This is a genomic window from Brevibacterium sp. (genome assembly GCF_052105255.1).
Classification (GTDB): domain Bacteria; phylum Actinomycetota; class Actinomycetes; order Actinomycetales; family Brevibacteriaceae; genus Brevibacterium; species Brevibacterium linens_B.
Map to the genome: position 1 here is coordinate 1 of NZ_JBQDYQ010000064.1, position 16,030 is coordinate 16,030.

Here is a 16,030-nt window from a genome sequence, read left to right on the forward strand (position 1 = left end):
GAAATCCGAACCGTCCTCGGCTTGGATCGAACAGTCGCCTCGGCACGCTCACGGACGCAGCAGACCTCACCGCCCCACGAGGTCGAGCGCCGCAGAGATGATCGAGTCCGTGTCGATTCCGTGGAGCGCATGAGCCTGACTCACCGAGGAAGCCTGACCGAATTCCGTGACACCGAGGTTGCGGGTGCGATCCCCGCGTACTCCGGCGAGGAAGGCCAGCGTGTGTGGGTGCCCGTCGAGGACGGTCACCAGGGGCGCGGGATGCGCGGCCGGGAACAGTTCGTCGGCGATGGCCGATCGGCGGCTCTGCCCCACCCCTCCCCGCTCCTGCACGGAGCGGAAGACCTTCGACGCCGAGCTCAGGCAGACGATTCCGGCCCGCACGCCCAGGGACTCCAGTCGGCCCGCAGCCGCGATGACCTCGGTCATGATCGCGCCGGCGCCGACGAGAGTGACCTCGTCCTCGGCAGCGGGACGGGCCGAGAGCCGGTAGCCTCCGGCGATGACCTGTTCGCGGCGGCGTTCGCGCAGCAGCGGATCTTCGGGCACTGCGGCGAGCTCCTGGGCCACGGGCCTGGTGGTCAGGCGGAAGTACGCCGAATCCCCGTGCGGGTCGGCGAGTTCGCGCAGCGCCTCGAGCAGGGTCCATTCGAGGTCCTGGGCGAAGGCCGGCTCCCAGCTCGTCAGCCCGGGGATCTCCAGAGTCACCGAAGGCGTGTTGAACGACTGGTGCGCCCCGCCCTCGGGTGCGAGCGTGACTCCAGACGGCGTGCCGACCATGATCGAGCGCCCACCGGCGTAGAGGCTGAACGTCCACGGTTCGAGGGCGCGGTTGATGAACGGATCGTAGATCGTCGCGATCGGCAGCAGCGGCTGTCCCCACCGGCTCCCGGTCGTCCCGAGCTCACCGGCCAGGGAGACGAGATTGACCTCGGCGATGCCCATCTCGATGTGCTGACCGCGCGAGCCCTCCTGCCATTTGAGGACTCGTTCCCGGTCATCGGAGAACCAGTCCTCCCGCCCGGCCGGGGACCAGATCCCGGTCTTGTTGATCCACCCGCCGAGGTTGGTCGACGTGGCCACGTCCGGTGAGACGGTGACGACGCGGCGGGCCACCTCAGGGGCGACGTGCTTGAGGTCGGAGAGGAACCGACCCAGCGTGGCCTGGGTGGAGATCGTCGGCCGCGGGGAGAATCCCAGCTCAGCGGGCACCTCGGCGACGGTATGGGTCTCATGGTCCTCGCGGCGCAGGCGCTCGGCGGTCTGGGCGCAGAGCCTGCCGGCCGGGGTGTCGGGGTCGAAGCTGACCCACGGATCGTCGAGGTCCATCCCCGAGGCGGCCGCGAGGTCGCGCATCTGCGCCTCGGTGAGCTGGGCGGCGTGGTTGCCCGGGTGGCCCTCGGTGGCGAGCCCCTTGCCCTTGATCGTGTAGGCGAAGACGACGGTGGGTCGGTCGTCGTCGATGGCCTCGAAGGCCTCGACGAGCTGCCCGAGGTCGTGTCCGCCGAGGTCGCGGATGAGGGAAGCGATCTCATCGGGTGAGAACGGGTCGATGACCGCGCTCAGCGCCGTGGCCGCGGACTCGTCGAGGCCGGCGAGGAGACGGTCGTGGACCTCGGTGGGGTGAGCGCGCAGGAGCCGCTGGTATTCGGGGTTGGGCATCGAGACGAGCCGATCTTTGAGCGCCCGCCCGCCCGGGGCGGCGAAGACGGCCTCGAGGCGGCGCCCCCACGGGCAGGTGAGGACCTGCCAGCCGGCGGCGGTGAACATGCCCTGGAGGCGTTTGATCTGCACGTCGGGGATGACCCGGTCGAGGGACTGCCGGTTGAGGTCGACGATCCACACGATCTCGCCGAGGGTGCGCACCTCGGGGTCGATGATGGCCTCCCATACCGCGCCTTCGTCCATCTCGGCATCCCCGAGCAGCGAATAGAAGCGACCGGCCCGTGGGGTGTCGGGGAACCGGTCGGAGACGTAGCGGTGGGACAGTGCGGCCCAGATCGGGGCGGTCGCGCCGATGCCCACCGACCCCGTGGAGAAGTCGACGGTGTCGGGGTCCTTCGTCCGCGAGGGGTAGGGCTGGAGCCCTCCGCGGCTGCGCAGCGTGTCCAGATGGTGTTCGGCGAGATCGCCGAGGAGGTAGTTGATCGCGTGGAGGACCGGTGAGGCGTGGGGCTTGACCGAGACCCTGTCGATCGAGCGCAGGCGGGCGAACCACAGGGCGGTCATGATGCCCGCCATCGAGGCCGAAGACGACTGGTGGCCGCCGACCTTGACCCCATCAGGGTTCTCCCGCCCCCGATTGGCCCGGTCGATGATCGACGTAGCCAGCCAGAGCACGCGCTGGGCGATCTCGTCGAGGACCCGATCCTCCCCCGAGGCCGAGGCCCGCAGCGGTCTGTCGTTCGAGCCGGGCGGGCTGACCTGGATCGAGGTCTCGAACTGGTGGCGATCCTGCTCGTGGTCGCCGTCGTGCGGGGGCTGAGATCCGTGTGCGGTCGTCATCTCATCGATCCTTCCTCAAGGGGGTGGCTGTGACGAGGGATGGGCGTCGTCGTGATCAGAAGATCGAGGAGTAGGCGTTGAGGGCCAGCTGCCCGCCGAGGTGGGCGTAGAGGACGGTCGAATCCTTGCCGATCGTGCCCTCTGCAACGAGGTCGAGGAGCCCGGCCATCGACTTGCCTTCGTAGACGGGGTCGAGGATGACGCCTTCGAGCTGGGCGGTGGTGCGGATCGCCTCGACGGTCGAATCGTCGGGGATGCCGTAGGCGGGTCCCTCCCAACCCGAGCGGATGTCGACCTCGTCGGCGGTGATCTCACGGCCGAGGCCGATGAGGTCGGCCGTGGTGTTCGCGATCCGCTGCACCTGGTCGCGGGTCTTCTCGATCGTGGCCGAGGCATCGATGCCGATGACCTTGCGGGGGCGGCCGCCTGCGGCTTCGAGGGCGGCGAAGCCGGCGATCATGCCGGCATGCGTCGACCCGGTCACGGTGCACACGACGATCGTGTCGAAGACGACGCCGAGCTCCTTCTCCTGTGCGGCGACCTCATACGCCCAGTTCGCGAACCCGAGCCCGCCGAACTTGTGCTCCGAGGCCCCTGCCGGGATCGGGTAGGGCGTGCCGCCGGACTCTTCGACCTCGTGCAGTGTGTTCTCCCAGCTCGAGCGGATGCCGATGTCGAATCCGGCGGAGTCGAGGCGGACGTCGGCGCCCATGATGCGGGAGAGCTCGATATTGCCGACCTTGTCGTTGCCCGGATCCTCCCAGTCGACCCAGCGCTCCTGCACGAGGCGGGCCTTCAGCCCCAGGTGAGCGGCGACGGCCGCGACTTGCCGGGTGTGGTTGGACTGGTATCCGCCGATCGAGACGAGAGTGTCCGCCCCCGAGTCGAGGATGTCGGGGACGATGTACTCGAGTTTGCGGGTCTTGTTGCCGCCGAAGGCGAGTCCCAAATTGACGTCCTCGCGTTTGGCCCAGACCCTGGCCCCGCCGAGGTGGTCGCTCAGTCGCGGGAGTTCGTGCACGGGGCTGGGGCCGAAGGTCAGTGCGTAGCGTTCGAAATCGGTGATGGCCATGGTGTCCTCTGTTCGCTGAAGCGTTTGCTTCGGGGCGATCGCTCTCTCGCGCGATGTGTCCTGGATCGCATCCAGTGACATGCAATATATTGCATTCTGCTGATAGTTACATTGGGTCAGAGTTCGAGTCCCATCCCGCGGGACGAGACCACCCACTCAGAGACAAGGTGACCGAGCGTGCCGATCCCCACGGGTTCCCCCGCCCCGCAGCGCAGCCTGCTGCGCGATGACGTCTACCGTTCGATCCGCGATGCCATCGTCCGCGGTCAGCTCGCCCCGGGCGAGCAGCTGCGCGACCAGGAGCTCGGCGCCTGGCTTCAGGTCTCCCGGACGCCCGTGCGCGAGGCGCTCCAACGTTTGGCGCAGGCCGGACTCGTCGTCGCCGAGCCCGGGCGGATGACGCGCGTGGCCCCTGAGGACCCGGAGCTCATCCTGGCGGCCAGGCAGATCGCCGCCGAACTCCACGCCCTGGCGTTCGACCTCGCCTTCCCGACTCTCGACGAGGCGGCTCTGAATGAGATGGGGCAGGCGAACGATCGTTTGAGTGCGGCACTCGCAGCCGGCAATGCCGAAGCGGCGATCGCCGCCGACGACGACTTCCACGAGGTGGCCCTCACCCGGTCCGCCAACCCCCTCATTCCCGATCACCTCGAGGTCGTCACCGCCACGCTGCGCCGCGCGGAGTTCCTGCACTTCGAATCGGTGAAGGGATCGGCCTCACCGGAGCAGCACACCGAGATCATCGCCGCCGTCCGCGCCGGTGAGCATCCGCATGCCGTCGCACTGACGAAGGCGAACTGGTCGACCATCGAAGGGGATTCGCCGAAGACGGCCTGAGTCGGACACCTTCCGACTGCGCCAACGGCGATCAGGTTCGGGCGGCCAGCGCCTTCGTCCTCCCGGGCATCGACTACGGCGTCTCCCCGCACCACCGGTTCCTGCCCGGCACGATCAACATCGGCCCGCAGCTGTTCATCGACCTCGTCTCATCCATCGTGCGTCAGCTCGCCGATGCCGGATTCGACAGACTCCTCGCCATCACCGGCCACGGCGGCATCCTCGCCGCGCTCGGCGTGGTCCAGCAGTCGCTGCTGTCCACCCACCCCGACTTCGTCTTCGCCTATGCCCCGGTCTCTGCTCTGGCCACCGAGGCGACCGCCGCACTTGCCCGCACCGAGGTCAGCGGCCACTGCGGAGAGTCCGAGACCTCACAGCGGCTCGCCATCGACGAATCCCTCGTCGATTCGGGCCACCTCAACCCCGGCGCCACCCGGCTCGACGATCTCGACCCGCGCGCCCGGCTCTCGCGAACGAAATCACCGTCAACAGCGGTGACATTCGACCGCTACGCCGACAACGGCGTCCGGTTCGTCGCTCTCGGCCTCGCCTCAGCACTGGTTCCGCGCATGTCGCTGCAGGCGGCTGCAGCGAACGCAGGCATCGATTCTGCGACGATCTCGACTCACCGGCTGCCGGAACCAGCGAGCAGGCGGATCTCGACGGCGACCCGTCGCGGCAGTGCCCGGACTCCGCGGATCATCGCCCTGCGCGCGGCTGTCGCCGCTGAGTTGTGAAAGTTTTGTTCACGAACTGCTTTCCCTCGGATTCCGTCGTCTCGGGCGGGGCCGACGGGGCGTCGCTCGTGATTCAGGTCTCGCCCATGGTTGACACTGACGCATCGTCTGACCCGGACTGATGATGAACGTGATGATCCGACAAGACTGCTTGGCACCTGGCCGCACGATCGCTCGCACCCGCGCCCTTGCGAGCCTCGTCGACAATAGTTGTTGACGCTCAAACTTCACCCGCGATACTGTCGGGTAACACCCCGTAGTAACCTACATCACACGCTGATGCTGACCGTGCGGTCGGTGATCAAGGAGGATCAATGAAGTTCCGCAACCCCAGCCTCATCCGCAGGCTCGTCTCATCTCACGCCGGTCGCATCGCCATGGTCGCGATTCCCACCGGCGTCGTCTCAGCCATGCTCATGGGCGGAGTGGCACAAGGCGCTGTCCCGGTCTCGTTCGCCGTCTCCGGCACTCAGTTCAAGATCACCTCGTCGCAGCTCGAGGGAACCGGCTTCTCCCAGTACAGCGGTGTCGCGAAGGACGCCGAGGGCGGCGAGCACGCCGTCGTCACCGCGAACATCAAGGACGCGACGCTGGAGAACCTCTGCCAGTCGGCCGTCCAGGAGACGCCTCTGGGCAAGGTCGGCATCCTCATCAAGGCCGGCGGCAAGGGCACCCCCGCCTCGGCGAAGGACCTGCAGATCGGCATGACCGGACTCGAGGGCGATGCGGAGTTCAAGAACATCCGCATCGGCGTCGACGCCTCCGATGTCAACACGAAGGCCAAGGGAAGCAAGGGCGACTTCTCCCAGGACGCCGACACCATCAACATCAAGGACCTCAAGCAGGACTCCTGGTCGACCACGGCTTCGGTCTTCACCCTCAAGGACATGTCGCTGAAGCTCACCGACGGATCTGAGACGTGCGGCTGATGAGGGACTCAGCAGCCAACGGGCAACCGACCGATGAACGGGGGGCCGCCGAACAGGAGGACACCGTGCAGAAGACGAGCCTGCTTGCGCTGTCCCGGCGGAGTCGACGTGCCGATGAGCGGAGCGACCATTCCGAATTCGGCGTCGAGACGGCAGAATTCGCCGTCCCCACGCCGGAGGTGAGGGACGCTGACAGCAGCGAGGGGGCCGAGATGACCGAAGGCGCCGAGAAACGCCGGGGGTTCAAGCACTGGCGTCGGCAGCGCCCCTTCATCGGAGGCGTACTTGCCGTCCTCGGCGGAATCGAACTGTTCTTCTCCGGTCAGCTGGACCTCGGCAACATGCAGATCCAGTTCGGCATCGAGGGTCTGCAGGCGACGGTCGTGCCGATCACCATCGTCGTCCTCGCTCTGCTGTCGATCTTCCGGCCGACGCACCATGCGTTCTACGGGATCATCGGCCTCGTCCTCGCAGTCTATTCGCTCATCGGAGTGAACCTCGGCGGGTTCATCATCGGCATGCTGCTGTCCACCATCGGCGCGATCCTGATCGTCGCATGGATGGGACCGCGCGGGCCGACGGAGTCCGAAGCCGCTGAGGGGGAGACTGCATGAGGGCACCCAGCCGCCGCACGGCCTCAATCGTGGCGGCAGCTGTCCTGATCCTCCCGACGACTCTCGGGGCGGGTTCGGTTGCAGCCGCCCATTCGTCACCGTTGTGCTCACTCGTGGGCACCTGCGATGACGAGGACTCAGCAAAGACCAAGGACTCCTCCCCTGCGGGAAGCTTGTCGCCCGGAATGCCGGTGAAACCCAGCGATCCGCCGACGTCGGACCCCTCGTTGCCCGCACCGGGCCCCACGGATGGACCGAGCGAGGACCCGACGGAGGAACCGTCCGACGAACCGACGGGCCCGGGTGGCCTGGGACTCGATGAGCCCAGTGATGACCCGACCGAGGACGAGGATGAGGACTCGGGGAAGGAGGACAACGGCGAGTTCCCGTCCGATGCACAGATGGATGAGAACGCGCCGGTCTTCACGAAGACTCCGGCCGCAATGGGTTCGGACGGACTCTCGTTCAAGGGCCTGAAGGGCATTTCGTTCGTCTCGGTGCCCACCGCTGACGGCGGGTCCATCGTGGTGCTGAAGATCCGGGCCGACGAGATCAAGATCACCGGCTTCTCACTCACGGTTCGACCCCCCGAGGAGCACGAAGGGCTGGTGACGAAGGCCGACACGATGACGCTCAGTGGCGATGTCACCACCTACATCGGGTCGATCACCGCCACGACGAAGGACGGAAAGTCGCTGACTCTCGGGCCGGAGACCCCTCCGCCCATGGATGACGTCGAACCCGGTCTGCTGCGTGTGACGATGGGGCTCGTCGGATCCACCGCTGATTCGATCGCCTACTCGAACACCGATCAGAAACTCAAGAAGGTCGAAGACTGATCTCAGCGGCAAGGAAGTGACCCCTCACCGAGGCGGTGCGGTCGCCTGAGACGGCAAGGCCCGAAGGCCGCGGACTCAGTCCGCGGCCTTCTTGCGTTCCTGCTTCTTCCGACGCAGGGTGTCCCGGACCTCGCGCAGCTTGTCGCGTTTGCGCCTGCGTCCCGCCTCGGCGGCCCTGATCTGCTCCGGTGTGGGTTCGTGATCGCCCATTCCGACTTGGAGTTCGACAGGGGTGATCTCCTTCATCACACCGGCGTCGATCTTCTTACGCAGCCGCAGGATCTCGAGGCGGAGGATGCGGGCAAGGAAGTAGATGCCGAGCAGGTTCGGGAAGGCCATGAGGAAGAAGATCGCGTCGGAGAAGGCGATGACCGAGTCCAGCGACATCGAGGCGCCGACGATGACGGCGAGGATCCAGAAGATCTGGTAGGCCTTGTCTGCAGCCTTCGAGTTCTTCGTCAGGTAACCCAGCGCCTGCTGCCCGTAGTAGCCGTAGGCGAGGATCGTCGAGAAGGCGAAGAGCACGACGGCGATCGTGAGCAGATAGGGGAACCAGCTCGATACCGCGCCGAAGGCCTGCGCGGTCAGGCCGATTCCATCCTCGGTGCTTTCGGTGTAGAGACCGGTGGTGATGATGGCCAGCGAGGTCAGGGTGCAGACGATGACGGAGTCGATGAGCGGCTCCCACATCGCCACGAATCCTTCGGTGGCCGGCTTCGTCGTCTTCGAGGCGGCGTGGGCCATTCCTGCCGAGCCGATTCCGGCGGCGTTGGAGAACAGCGCACGCTGGATGCCGACGATCGCCACACCCACGGCGCCACCGGCGACTCCGCTGGAGCTGAAGGCTCCGGTGAACATGAGCGCGAAGGCGTGTGGGATCTGCCCGGCGTTGAGGATGAGGATGACGATGATCGAGACGAAGTAGAGGATCGCCATGAGCGGAGTCAGCCTCGACGTCCACTGTCCGATCTTCTTGATCCCACCGAGGATGACCAGGGCGGTGAGGGCAGCGATGATCGCGCCGATGAGCCAGAGCTTGTCGGCGAAGAAGCTGTCCTCGCTGCCGGTGGCCTGAACGATGATCGCGGCCGCCTGGTTCGCCTGGAACAGGTTGCCGGCGCCGATGACGCCGAGCACGGCAGTGAGTGCATAGAACCCGGCGAGGAACTTCCCGAGCTTGGGCCGACCGACCTCGGCCAGCCCGGCCCGCAGGTAGTACATGGGACCGCCGGAGACGGTGCCGTCTTCGTTGATCTGCCGGTATTTCACGCCGAGAGTCGCCTCGGCCATCTTCACGGTCATGGCGAAGAAGCCGAAGATGATGATCCACAGGGCGGCACCGGGGCCGCCGATGGTGATCGCTACGGCTACGCCTGCGATATTGCCCAACCCGACGGTGCCCGAGAGCTCGGTGGCGAGCGCTTGGAAGCTCGAGACCTGGCCCGGGTCGGTCTTGCGGGTGAAGCGACCGCGGATGATGCCGGCGGAGTAGCGGAGTCCGGTGATCGGTTGGAAGCGGAGGTAGACGGTGAGGAAAACGGCGGCGGCCATGAGCCAGACGACGATGAGCGGGATGCCGACCGAGCCGATCTGGAGCTCGAAGAAGACGATGCTGCTGAAGGCCTGTGCCGCGGGGCCGAGGAAGGATTCGATGGCCTCGTCGACGCCGGCGGCGGCAATGTCAGTCCCGGCGGCGGCAAGGTCGGCCTGGGCGAGATGTTCGGTTATTGAAGTCATATCTGCGGGCGCGAAGTTGCGTTTCGTCCGGAGGGTTGGTCCGGGACCGGCTCCCGTGATCAACGTAACAATCGTCGGACTGATTTTCAGCTTTCGCTCAGATAAAGCGCCTTGTTCACATGCTTCTCACATGTTGCAGGGTGCCTCCGGTCTGGACACCTCTGCCGCACGTCGGCCTTCGAGAAATGCGACGAACGACCGAGCCAATCGCCTCCCATTGTCCACGAGAGCCGAATCGTCCACCTCGACCTCGCCGATGATCGAGTCCTCGGTCTTGCCGGCCGGCAGGGCCAGGTCGTTGCCGTCCAGCCAGCGCGCGATCTGCGCGGCATCGGTCTCTGGGTGGAACTGGGTGCCCCACGCGAATTCGCCGAGGCGGAAGGCCTGGACCGGGGCGTCGGAGCCGGTGATGAGGAGTTCGGCTCCGGTCGGCAGCGCCATCTCCTCCTGGTGGAAGAGCACGGACGGCAGCGACTCTCGTTCAGTTGACCCAGCACCGGTTGACCCTCCGCCGGCCAGTGGGCCGAACACAGGGTCGGACTCCCCCGCCGAGGTGGCACTCAGTTCGTAGACCCCGATCTGCGGGTGCGCCCTCCGGGAGATCGCGGCATCGCCTGCGAGGGCGAGCATCTCCCCGCCGAGGCAGATGTTGAGGCTGGGGAACTCCCCGTCGATCGACCGACGAAGCAGATCCCTGACCTCGGGGAACCAGGGATTCTCTGCGTCATCGAGGGGCCCCGCGGACCCGCCGAGGACGATAAGCGCATCGAACGGGCTGTTGTCGTCGGTACCCGTCGCCTCGGCAGCCGTCCCCTCGGACTCCGAACGATCGGCCGACCCCAACGCCGGGATCAGGTCACCGAGGTACGGACGGGTCACCACCACCTCGGCGCCGGCTTCGACCAGCCATTCGCCGAACCGCTGCGTTCCGGTGCCACGTTCGTGTTCGATTGCGAGGATGCGCACGAGGCGCTGGGAATCACTGCTCATGGCACCATTGTCACCCAACGGGCGGAATTCCATGAGTCGGAGAGCTGTCCTTGAACCTGACACCATGTCAGGTGGTGGACTGTCGATGACGACGAGGAGAGCACATGAAGATCGGTGAATTCGCGCAGCTGGGGCAAGTGTCGGTGCGCATGCTCCGCCACTATGAGTCGATGGATCTGCTGACACCGGATTCGGTCGACCCGTTCACCGGACACCGCAGCTACACAGTGGCGCAGCTGCCGCGGCTCAACAGAATCATGGCGCTCAACGCCCTAGGGATCCCGCTGCGGAAAATCGCCGAACTTCTTGATGCCGACCTCAGCACGACCGAGCTGACCGGCATGCTCAATCTGCGTCGTCATCAACTACGAGCCGAACAGTCGGCAGCAGCCGCGAAGCTGGCCGAAGTCGAATTTCGGCTGGCACTCATCGAAGGGACAGACATGAGCCATCCAGACTGCATCATCAAGGAACTGCCTGCGGAGAGAGTCCTCGGACAGACGGTCGTTCTCGGCGAACCGCCGTTCGATACCTCCGAGATCGGACCTCTGTTCGGCAGCGTTGCCGACCGTCTGGCTGAGGCGGGCGTTCGACACTCGGCCGGTGTCGGCATCTACTCGGACGCCGGACACGGAACCGAGGTCACCTGCGGGTATCGCACGGAAGCAACCCAGGAGATTGCGGATCTGCAGGTCACAGAGCTGAAGTCGTGCACGGCGGCGACTCTCATCCACGAGGGGTCGATGACCCGCATAGGCGCCAGCTGGCAGCACCTTTCCGAGTGGTGCATCAGTCAGGGATATTCCCTGACCGGCCCGTGCCGCGAGATCTATCTCGAAACGGGGGACAACGCCGCCTCCGACACCTCCGTCCAAGCGGGATGGATCGTCGAACTCCAGCAGCCGATCATCGTGTGACATCCTCGGCGCAGCCGAAGCAGACGGCAGAAGGCCCGCACCACGACGGTGACGTCGTTGGGTGCGGGCCCCAGCCGCGCCTCGGCGAAGGTGTGCCGGTCAGCGCGCCAGCGAAGTCGCCTCCGCACCACCGGTGACGGCCTTGCCGGCCACGACCTTCTTGCGCAGGGCGAGGAAGAACAGGACGAGGCTGACGGACAGGGCGATGTGCCCGAGGCCGGCGATTCCGGCGATCATGGCATTCGGCTCCTCGCCGAGGACGGTGAGGGAACCGTGCCAGACCATCATCGACGCGGTGAGGATCACGCCTGAGTTGTAGAGCCAGAAGAACCACGAGAAGAGCTTCGTGCCGGAGAGTCCGAACACCTTGTCGAGCGCAAGGACGATGAGGAGGACGATGAAACCGAGCGTGAGCAGGTGAGTGTGGACGAGGCCGAGCTGTGTGAACTCACCAGACGGGAAGCCGTTGGCCTTGGTGAACTCGCGGTAGAACAGTCCTGAGAGGACGCCGATGATCATGTACGTGAAAGCTGCGTTGAATAACTTCTTCATGCTTCCACTTCATCAGCGCGCGGGCGCGGTTTCCTGACCCACAGGATTGAACTCCATCCCCAACTTTCGAATGATGTTCCATCACACAGGCGCCTGAGGCCCGGAAAATCGGTTCCGGAGCCGGCAATCCCGCTAGCCTGGTGGCATGGCCATGGAGAACCTGCTCACGAAGATCGACCGCCTCGCCGGCGGCAGGAAAGCCGGAATCGTCGTGCCCTCGGACGGCCTCGAACACCCGAAGACGAAACGCGCCTTCGCGTGGATCACCTGGCTGCTCGTGTTCGAACTCGTGCTCGGCTTCGGTGCCGTGGTCTACGCAGTGCTCATCGCCAGGGCCGGCGAACCGGTGCCGTTCGCCGTGTGGATGCGCACCCTCGTCGTCCTCGGCATGACCGTGACTCTCTTCTACTTCTTCTGGCGCGCAACGAAGGGCTTCTACTGGGGGTACCAGCGCCTGCGCCTGTTCACCCAGATCTTCCCCGTCATCACCCTCGTCATGGCCGCGGTCCCCGGCCTCTACCCGGTCTGGATGATCACCGAGCAGATCGTGTTCAGCCTGGTCATGATCGGCGTCGGCGACTTCCTCACCGGCGACCACCTGCGCGAGGTGTTCCGCAGACCTCAGGACTGAGGGACCGCCGAGGAGTCCACCGCCTCCCGCTCAGCCGCCGCGGACCTCACCCCGCGACAAGGCGGCGCGCCTCCTCCTGATGCGCGGCGATGAGGGCCTCCTTGTCGAGGGCATGTCCGTCTGCGCCGATCGCGTGGCCGTCGACGACCCTCCACTGACCGCCGACCATCACACGGTCGGCCTTCTCCGCGCCGCAGAGGACGAGCGCGGGGATCGGGTCATGCGAACCGGAGAATGCGAGACCGTCGAGGCGGAACATCGCGAGGTCGGCCTGCTTGCCGACGGCGATCGTGCCGAGATCGTCGCGGCCGAGAGCCGCAGCCGACCCCTTCGTCGCCCAGTCGAGGACGCGATCGCAGGTGACCGCCTCGGCGCCGTAGCGCAGGCGTTGGATGTAGAGAGCCTGCCGGACCTCACGGATGAGGTTCGAGGCGTCGTTCGATGCGGATCCGTCGACGCCGAGTCCGACGTTGACCCCGGCGTCCTCGAGTTCGACGGCGCGGGCGATGCCCGAGGCCAGCCGCATGTTCGAGGTCGGACAGTGTGCGACTGAAACGCCGGCCGCGCCGAGGCGGCCGATCTCCGAATCGTCGAAGTGCACACCGTGCGCCAACCAGGTCCGCTCCCCCAGCCAGCCGACGGATTCGAGGTAGTCGACGGTGCGCAGGCCGAAGGTCTCGCGGCAGAAGTCCTCTTCGTCGATGGTCTCGGCCAGGTGGGTGTGCAGGCGGACATCGAGTTCATGAGCGAGTGCGGCGGACTCGCGCATGAGCTCGGTGGTCACGGAGAACGGCGAGCAGGGAGCGAAGCCGATCTGGATCTGTGCGCCGGGCCCTCGCTGATGGTAGGTCTCGACGAGTCGGCGGGAATCGTCGAGGATGACTTCCGAATCCTGGACGGTCTGCTGCGGGGGCAGTCCGCCGTCCTCCTCGCCCAGGGACATCGATCCGCGGGTGAGCATGGCACGCATGCCGAGTCTCCGGACGACGTCGACCTGGACGTCGATGGCTTCGTCCATGCCGGTCGGGAACAGGTAGTGGTGGTCGGCGGCTGTCGTGCAGCCGGATTCGAGGAGCTCGGCCATCGCCACGGTCGTGGCGAGCTCGAGCGCGCGCGGGGTCAGCCTGGCCCACACCGGGTAGAGGTTCTGCAGCCACCCGAACAGCGGCAGGTCTGCGACGGGCGCCCACGCCCGGGTCAGCGTCTGATAGAAGTGGTGATGCGTATTGATCAGTCCGGGAGTGATGACGTGCGCGGAGGCGTCGATGATGTCGAGGTCGGTCGCATCACCAGCGGTCCCGCCGACCCCAGGGGTTCGTTCGGCCCCGTATGTCGTGGGTTCGCCCCCAGCGGGAACGAGTTCGACGATGGCCCCGGTGGCCCGATTGACGACGATTCCCCGCGCCGCCCGGTTCGGATCGACACCGGCACCGAGGTGGACGGCCAGCGGATCACGGAGCCACAGTCGGTCTGTCGGAGGGTTCTCGCCGGACAGTGTGCCGGTTCCATTGCTGTCGGTCATCGTGTCGCCTTTCACTCTTGAACCGTGCGCGTCGAACGCGCACTATTGGTCAGTGGCGACAGAACTGGGGCCGACGCCACCAGCTCAGGTTTTCCGGCGTCTGTTGCTCCGCCGGTCGGTATCCCATCGGGATTCTTCGACTGTACCCACTGGTTGGCGAGACGGTAGGATGATCCTAAACCATCGAACTGAGCGAACGTTCAGTAGATCGTCGGGGGATGAGTATACGACTGCCGTGAACTCTAGCATGTGCCGCGGGTCACTAAAATGGCTTGAGGCGAAAATGGTATTCCCTTAGGGTTTTGCGATAAGGAATTTTCCTTTCGCATAACGGGATTATGCAACCGACCCCTCGGTCGAATCGATGCCTGCTCGCACGCCAAACCGGCCACTGAGGTCGGTCAGTCACAGTGAGGTCTTCGCCCCGAGGACGTACTCAATGGAGAGATAGATGTCGGTATCCCAACAATCACCCAGCGGCGGCCGCAAGACCGCGGTCAAAGGCAAGCAGGCCCGCCCGGAGGACGAACGGCTCTCCGTCGGCAGCTCCTTCGCCTACGGGCTGCAGCACGTACTCACCATGTACGGCGGAATCATCGCGGTCCCCCTCATCATCGGCAATGCCGCCGGCCTCGACGGCAACGGCATCAGCCTCCTCATCGCCTCCTGTCTGTTCATGGGCGGACTGGCGACGATCCTGCAATCGGTCGGTGTGCCGTTCTTCGGCTCGCAGCTGCCGCTGGTCCAGGGTGTGTCGTTCGCCGGCGTGGCGACGATGACATCGATTCTGGCCGGTGGCGATGGCCTGCCCGCGGTGTTCGGGTCGGTGCTGGTCGCCTCGGTGATCGGTCTGATCGTCGCCCCGGCATTTGCGCTCATCGTGAAGTTCTTCCCGCCGGTCGTCACTGGCACCGTCATCACCACGATCGGTCTGTCACTCATGCCGGTCGCTGCGGGTTGGGCCATGGGCGGGGACGCCGAGGCCGCTGACTACGGCAGCATGCGCAACATCCTCATCGCCGTGGCCACGCTGGCCATCGTGCTCATCCTCAGCCGAATTCCCGTCGCCGTGATCTCCCGTCTGTCGATTCTGCTGGCCATCGTCGTCGGCACCATCGGCTGCCTCATCTTCGGCTGGGCAGATTTCTCCCATGTGCTCGATCGCGGCATCTTCGCGTTCCCTGAGCCGTTCGCCTTCGGTATGCCCACGTTCTCTGCCGCAGCGATCATTTCGATGTTCATCGTCATCATCGTCACCTTCGCCGAGACGACTGCGGACATCATCGCCGTCGGAGAGATCGTCGATACGAAGGTCGATTCCAAGCGCATCGCTTCGGGTCTGCGCGCTGACATGCTGTCATCGGCAGTGTCACCGGTCTTCAACTCCTTCACTCAGTCAGCATTCGCACAGAACGTCGGACTGGTCGCCATCACGGGCGTGAAGTCACGCTTCGTCGTCACAGCCGGTGGCGCGATCCTCGTGGTTCTCGGCCTGCTGCCCGTGATGGGCGGAGTCGTTGCCGCCGTTCCGACTCCGGTACTCGGCGGCGCGGGAATCGTCCTGTTCGGCACGGTCGCCGCGTCGGGCATCCGCACGCTGTCGAAGGTCGACTACGAGGGCAACCTCAATATGATCATCGTGGCGGTCTCGCTGGCCTTCGGCATCATCCCGGTCGTCGAGCCCGACTTCTACAACGCCTTCCCGAATTGGGTCGGCATCATCCTCCACTCGGGAATCTCCTCGGCCACCCTCATGGCAGTGCTGCTCAACCTCGTCTTCAACCACATCGGCGTGAAGTCGAAGGATCGTTCGGGCCGGTCGGTCTTCGTGGCCGGCACGGGGCGAGTCATCCGCAAGGAAGAGCTGCAGCGCCTCATCGACAACGAGGCGATCCTCACGGAGGGCGACACCGTCAAGGACGGCAAGATCGTCGATTGCAACGGTGAAGAGGTTCCGGTCGTCACCGAGGAGCAGCACGAGAAGGTCGTCGACGCCGCCCAGAAGGGTGAGGTTCGCACCCAGGACGACGTCCGCCGCCTCATCGCCGAGGACGGGAACTGACGTCGGACGCGAGGACGAGAGCTGGAACCGGAAAGACCGTTCGGACCCCGGTCGCCGTCTGCGAAGGCGCGCGGCCGGGGCCTCTT

At 65.7% G+C, this 16,030-nt stretch carries 14 protein-coding genes; 8 read left to right on the top strand and 6 right to left on the bottom strand.

From position 1 onward, the window contains the following. Positions 1-66: 66 nt before the first annotated feature. Complete coding sequence (locus ACTIIH_RS13945) at positions 67-2,505, bottom strand: transketolase-like TK C-terminal-containing protein (protein ID WP_441452469.1); 2,439 nt, start codon at positions 2,503-2,505, stop codon at positions 67-69. A gap of 55 nt (positions 2,506-2,560) precedes the next feature. Then, positions 2,561-3,577: a 1-aminocyclopropane-1-carboxylate deaminase gene (locus ACTIIH_RS13950; protein WP_441452471.1), complete on the bottom strand. Its 1,017-nt coding sequence runs from the start codon at positions 3,575-3,577 to the stop codon at positions 2,561-2,563. A gap of 177 nt (positions 3,578-3,754) precedes the next feature. On the opposite strand from ACTIIH_RS13950, the gene ACTIIH_RS13955 reads away from it, so the two are divergent. The 5 genes from ACTIIH_RS13955 (at position 3,755) to ACTIIH_RS13975 (ending at position 7,533) form a co-directional block, all read left to right on the top strand. After that, entirely contained in the window at positions 3,755-4,414 is a 660-nt protein-coding gene (locus ACTIIH_RS13955) for a GntR family transcriptional regulator (protein ID WP_441452472.1), read from the top strand. Beyond that, on the top strand, positions 4,411-5,151 hold the full coding sequence (locus tag ACTIIH_RS13960; RefSeq protein WP_441452492.1) for a creatininase family protein: 741 nt from the start codon (positions 4,411-4,413) through the stop codon (positions 5,149-5,151). Before ACTIIH_RS13955 ends, ACTIIH_RS13960 begins: the two co-directional genes overlap by 4 nt. 314 nt (positions 5,152-5,465) lie before the next feature. Further along, positions 5,466-6,080 (top strand): DUF6230 family protein, encoded by a 615-nt coding sequence (locus ACTIIH_RS13965; RefSeq protein ID WP_441452474.1) that lies wholly within the window; start codon positions 5,466-5,468, stop codon positions 6,078-6,080. 65 nt (positions 6,081-6,145) lie between these two features. Next, the gene (locus tag ACTIIH_RS13970) at positions 6,146-6,694 is read left to right on the top strand and encodes a DUF6114 domain-containing protein (RefSeq protein WP_441452476.1); all 549 of its coding nucleotides are present in this window, start codon (positions 6,146-6,148) and stop codon (positions 6,692-6,694) included. Further along, positions 6,691-7,533, top strand: a complete 843-nt coding sequence (locus ACTIIH_RS13975; RefSeq protein ID WP_441452478.1) for a hypothetical protein — start codon at positions 6,691-6,693, stop codon at positions 7,531-7,533. Before ACTIIH_RS13970 ends, ACTIIH_RS13975 begins: the two co-directional genes overlap by 4 nt. 75 nt (positions 7,534-7,608) lie before the next feature. On the opposite strand, the gene ACTIIH_RS13980 is transcribed toward ACTIIH_RS13975, so the two are convergent. Beyond that, positions 7,609-9,270: an alanine/glycine:cation symporter family protein gene (locus ACTIIH_RS13980; RefSeq protein ID WP_441452480.1), complete on the bottom strand. Its 1,662-nt coding sequence runs from the start codon at positions 9,268-9,270 to the stop codon at positions 7,609-7,611. 126 nt (positions 9,271-9,396) lie between these two features. Further along, positions 9,397-10,260, bottom strand: coding sequence for a type 1 glutamine amidotransferase (locus ACTIIH_RS13985; protein ID WP_441452482.1), 864 nt, complete (start codon positions 10,258-10,260; stop codon positions 9,397-9,399). 104 nt (positions 10,261-10,364) lie between these two features. Here ACTIIH_RS13985 and ACTIIH_RS13990 point away from each other — a divergent pair, with 104 nt between their 5' ends. Next, positions 10,365-11,177 carry a MerR family transcriptional regulator gene (locus ACTIIH_RS13990; protein WP_441452484.1) on the top strand — a complete coding sequence of 271 codons (813 nt, stop codon included), beginning with the start codon at positions 10,365-10,367 and terminating at the stop codon, positions 11,175-11,177. A gap of 99 nt (positions 11,178-11,276) precedes the next feature. On the opposite strand, the gene ACTIIH_RS13995 is transcribed toward ACTIIH_RS13990, so the two are convergent. Beyond that, a complete protein-coding gene (locus tag ACTIIH_RS13995; protein ID WP_167193123.1) occupies positions 11,277-11,729 on the bottom strand; it encodes a DUF2871 domain-containing protein in 453 nt (150 codons plus the stop codon). Positions 11,730-11,874: 145 nt separating this feature from the next. Between ACTIIH_RS13995 and ACTIIH_RS14000 the strand changes: the two genes are divergently transcribed. Beyond that, entirely contained in the window at positions 11,875-12,360 is a 486-nt protein-coding gene (locus ACTIIH_RS14000) for a hypothetical protein (RefSeq protein ID WP_441452486.1), read from the top strand. Between the two features lie 46 nt (positions 12,361-12,406). Here ACTIIH_RS14000 and ACTIIH_RS14005 read toward each other — a convergent pair whose 3' ends face one another. Then, entirely contained in the window at positions 12,407-13,882 is a 1,476-nt protein-coding gene (locus ACTIIH_RS14005; protein ID WP_441452488.1) for an 8-oxoguanine deaminase, read from the bottom strand. Between the two features lie 451 nt (positions 13,883-14,333). Between ACTIIH_RS14005 and ACTIIH_RS14010 the strand changes: the two genes are divergently transcribed. Next, the gene (locus ACTIIH_RS14010; protein ID WP_441452490.1) at positions 14,334-15,944 is read left to right on the top strand and encodes a nucleobase:cation symporter-2 family protein; all 1,611 of its coding nucleotides are present in this window, start codon (positions 14,334-14,336) and stop codon (positions 15,942-15,944) included. Positions 15,945-16,030 lie beyond the last annotated feature (86 nt).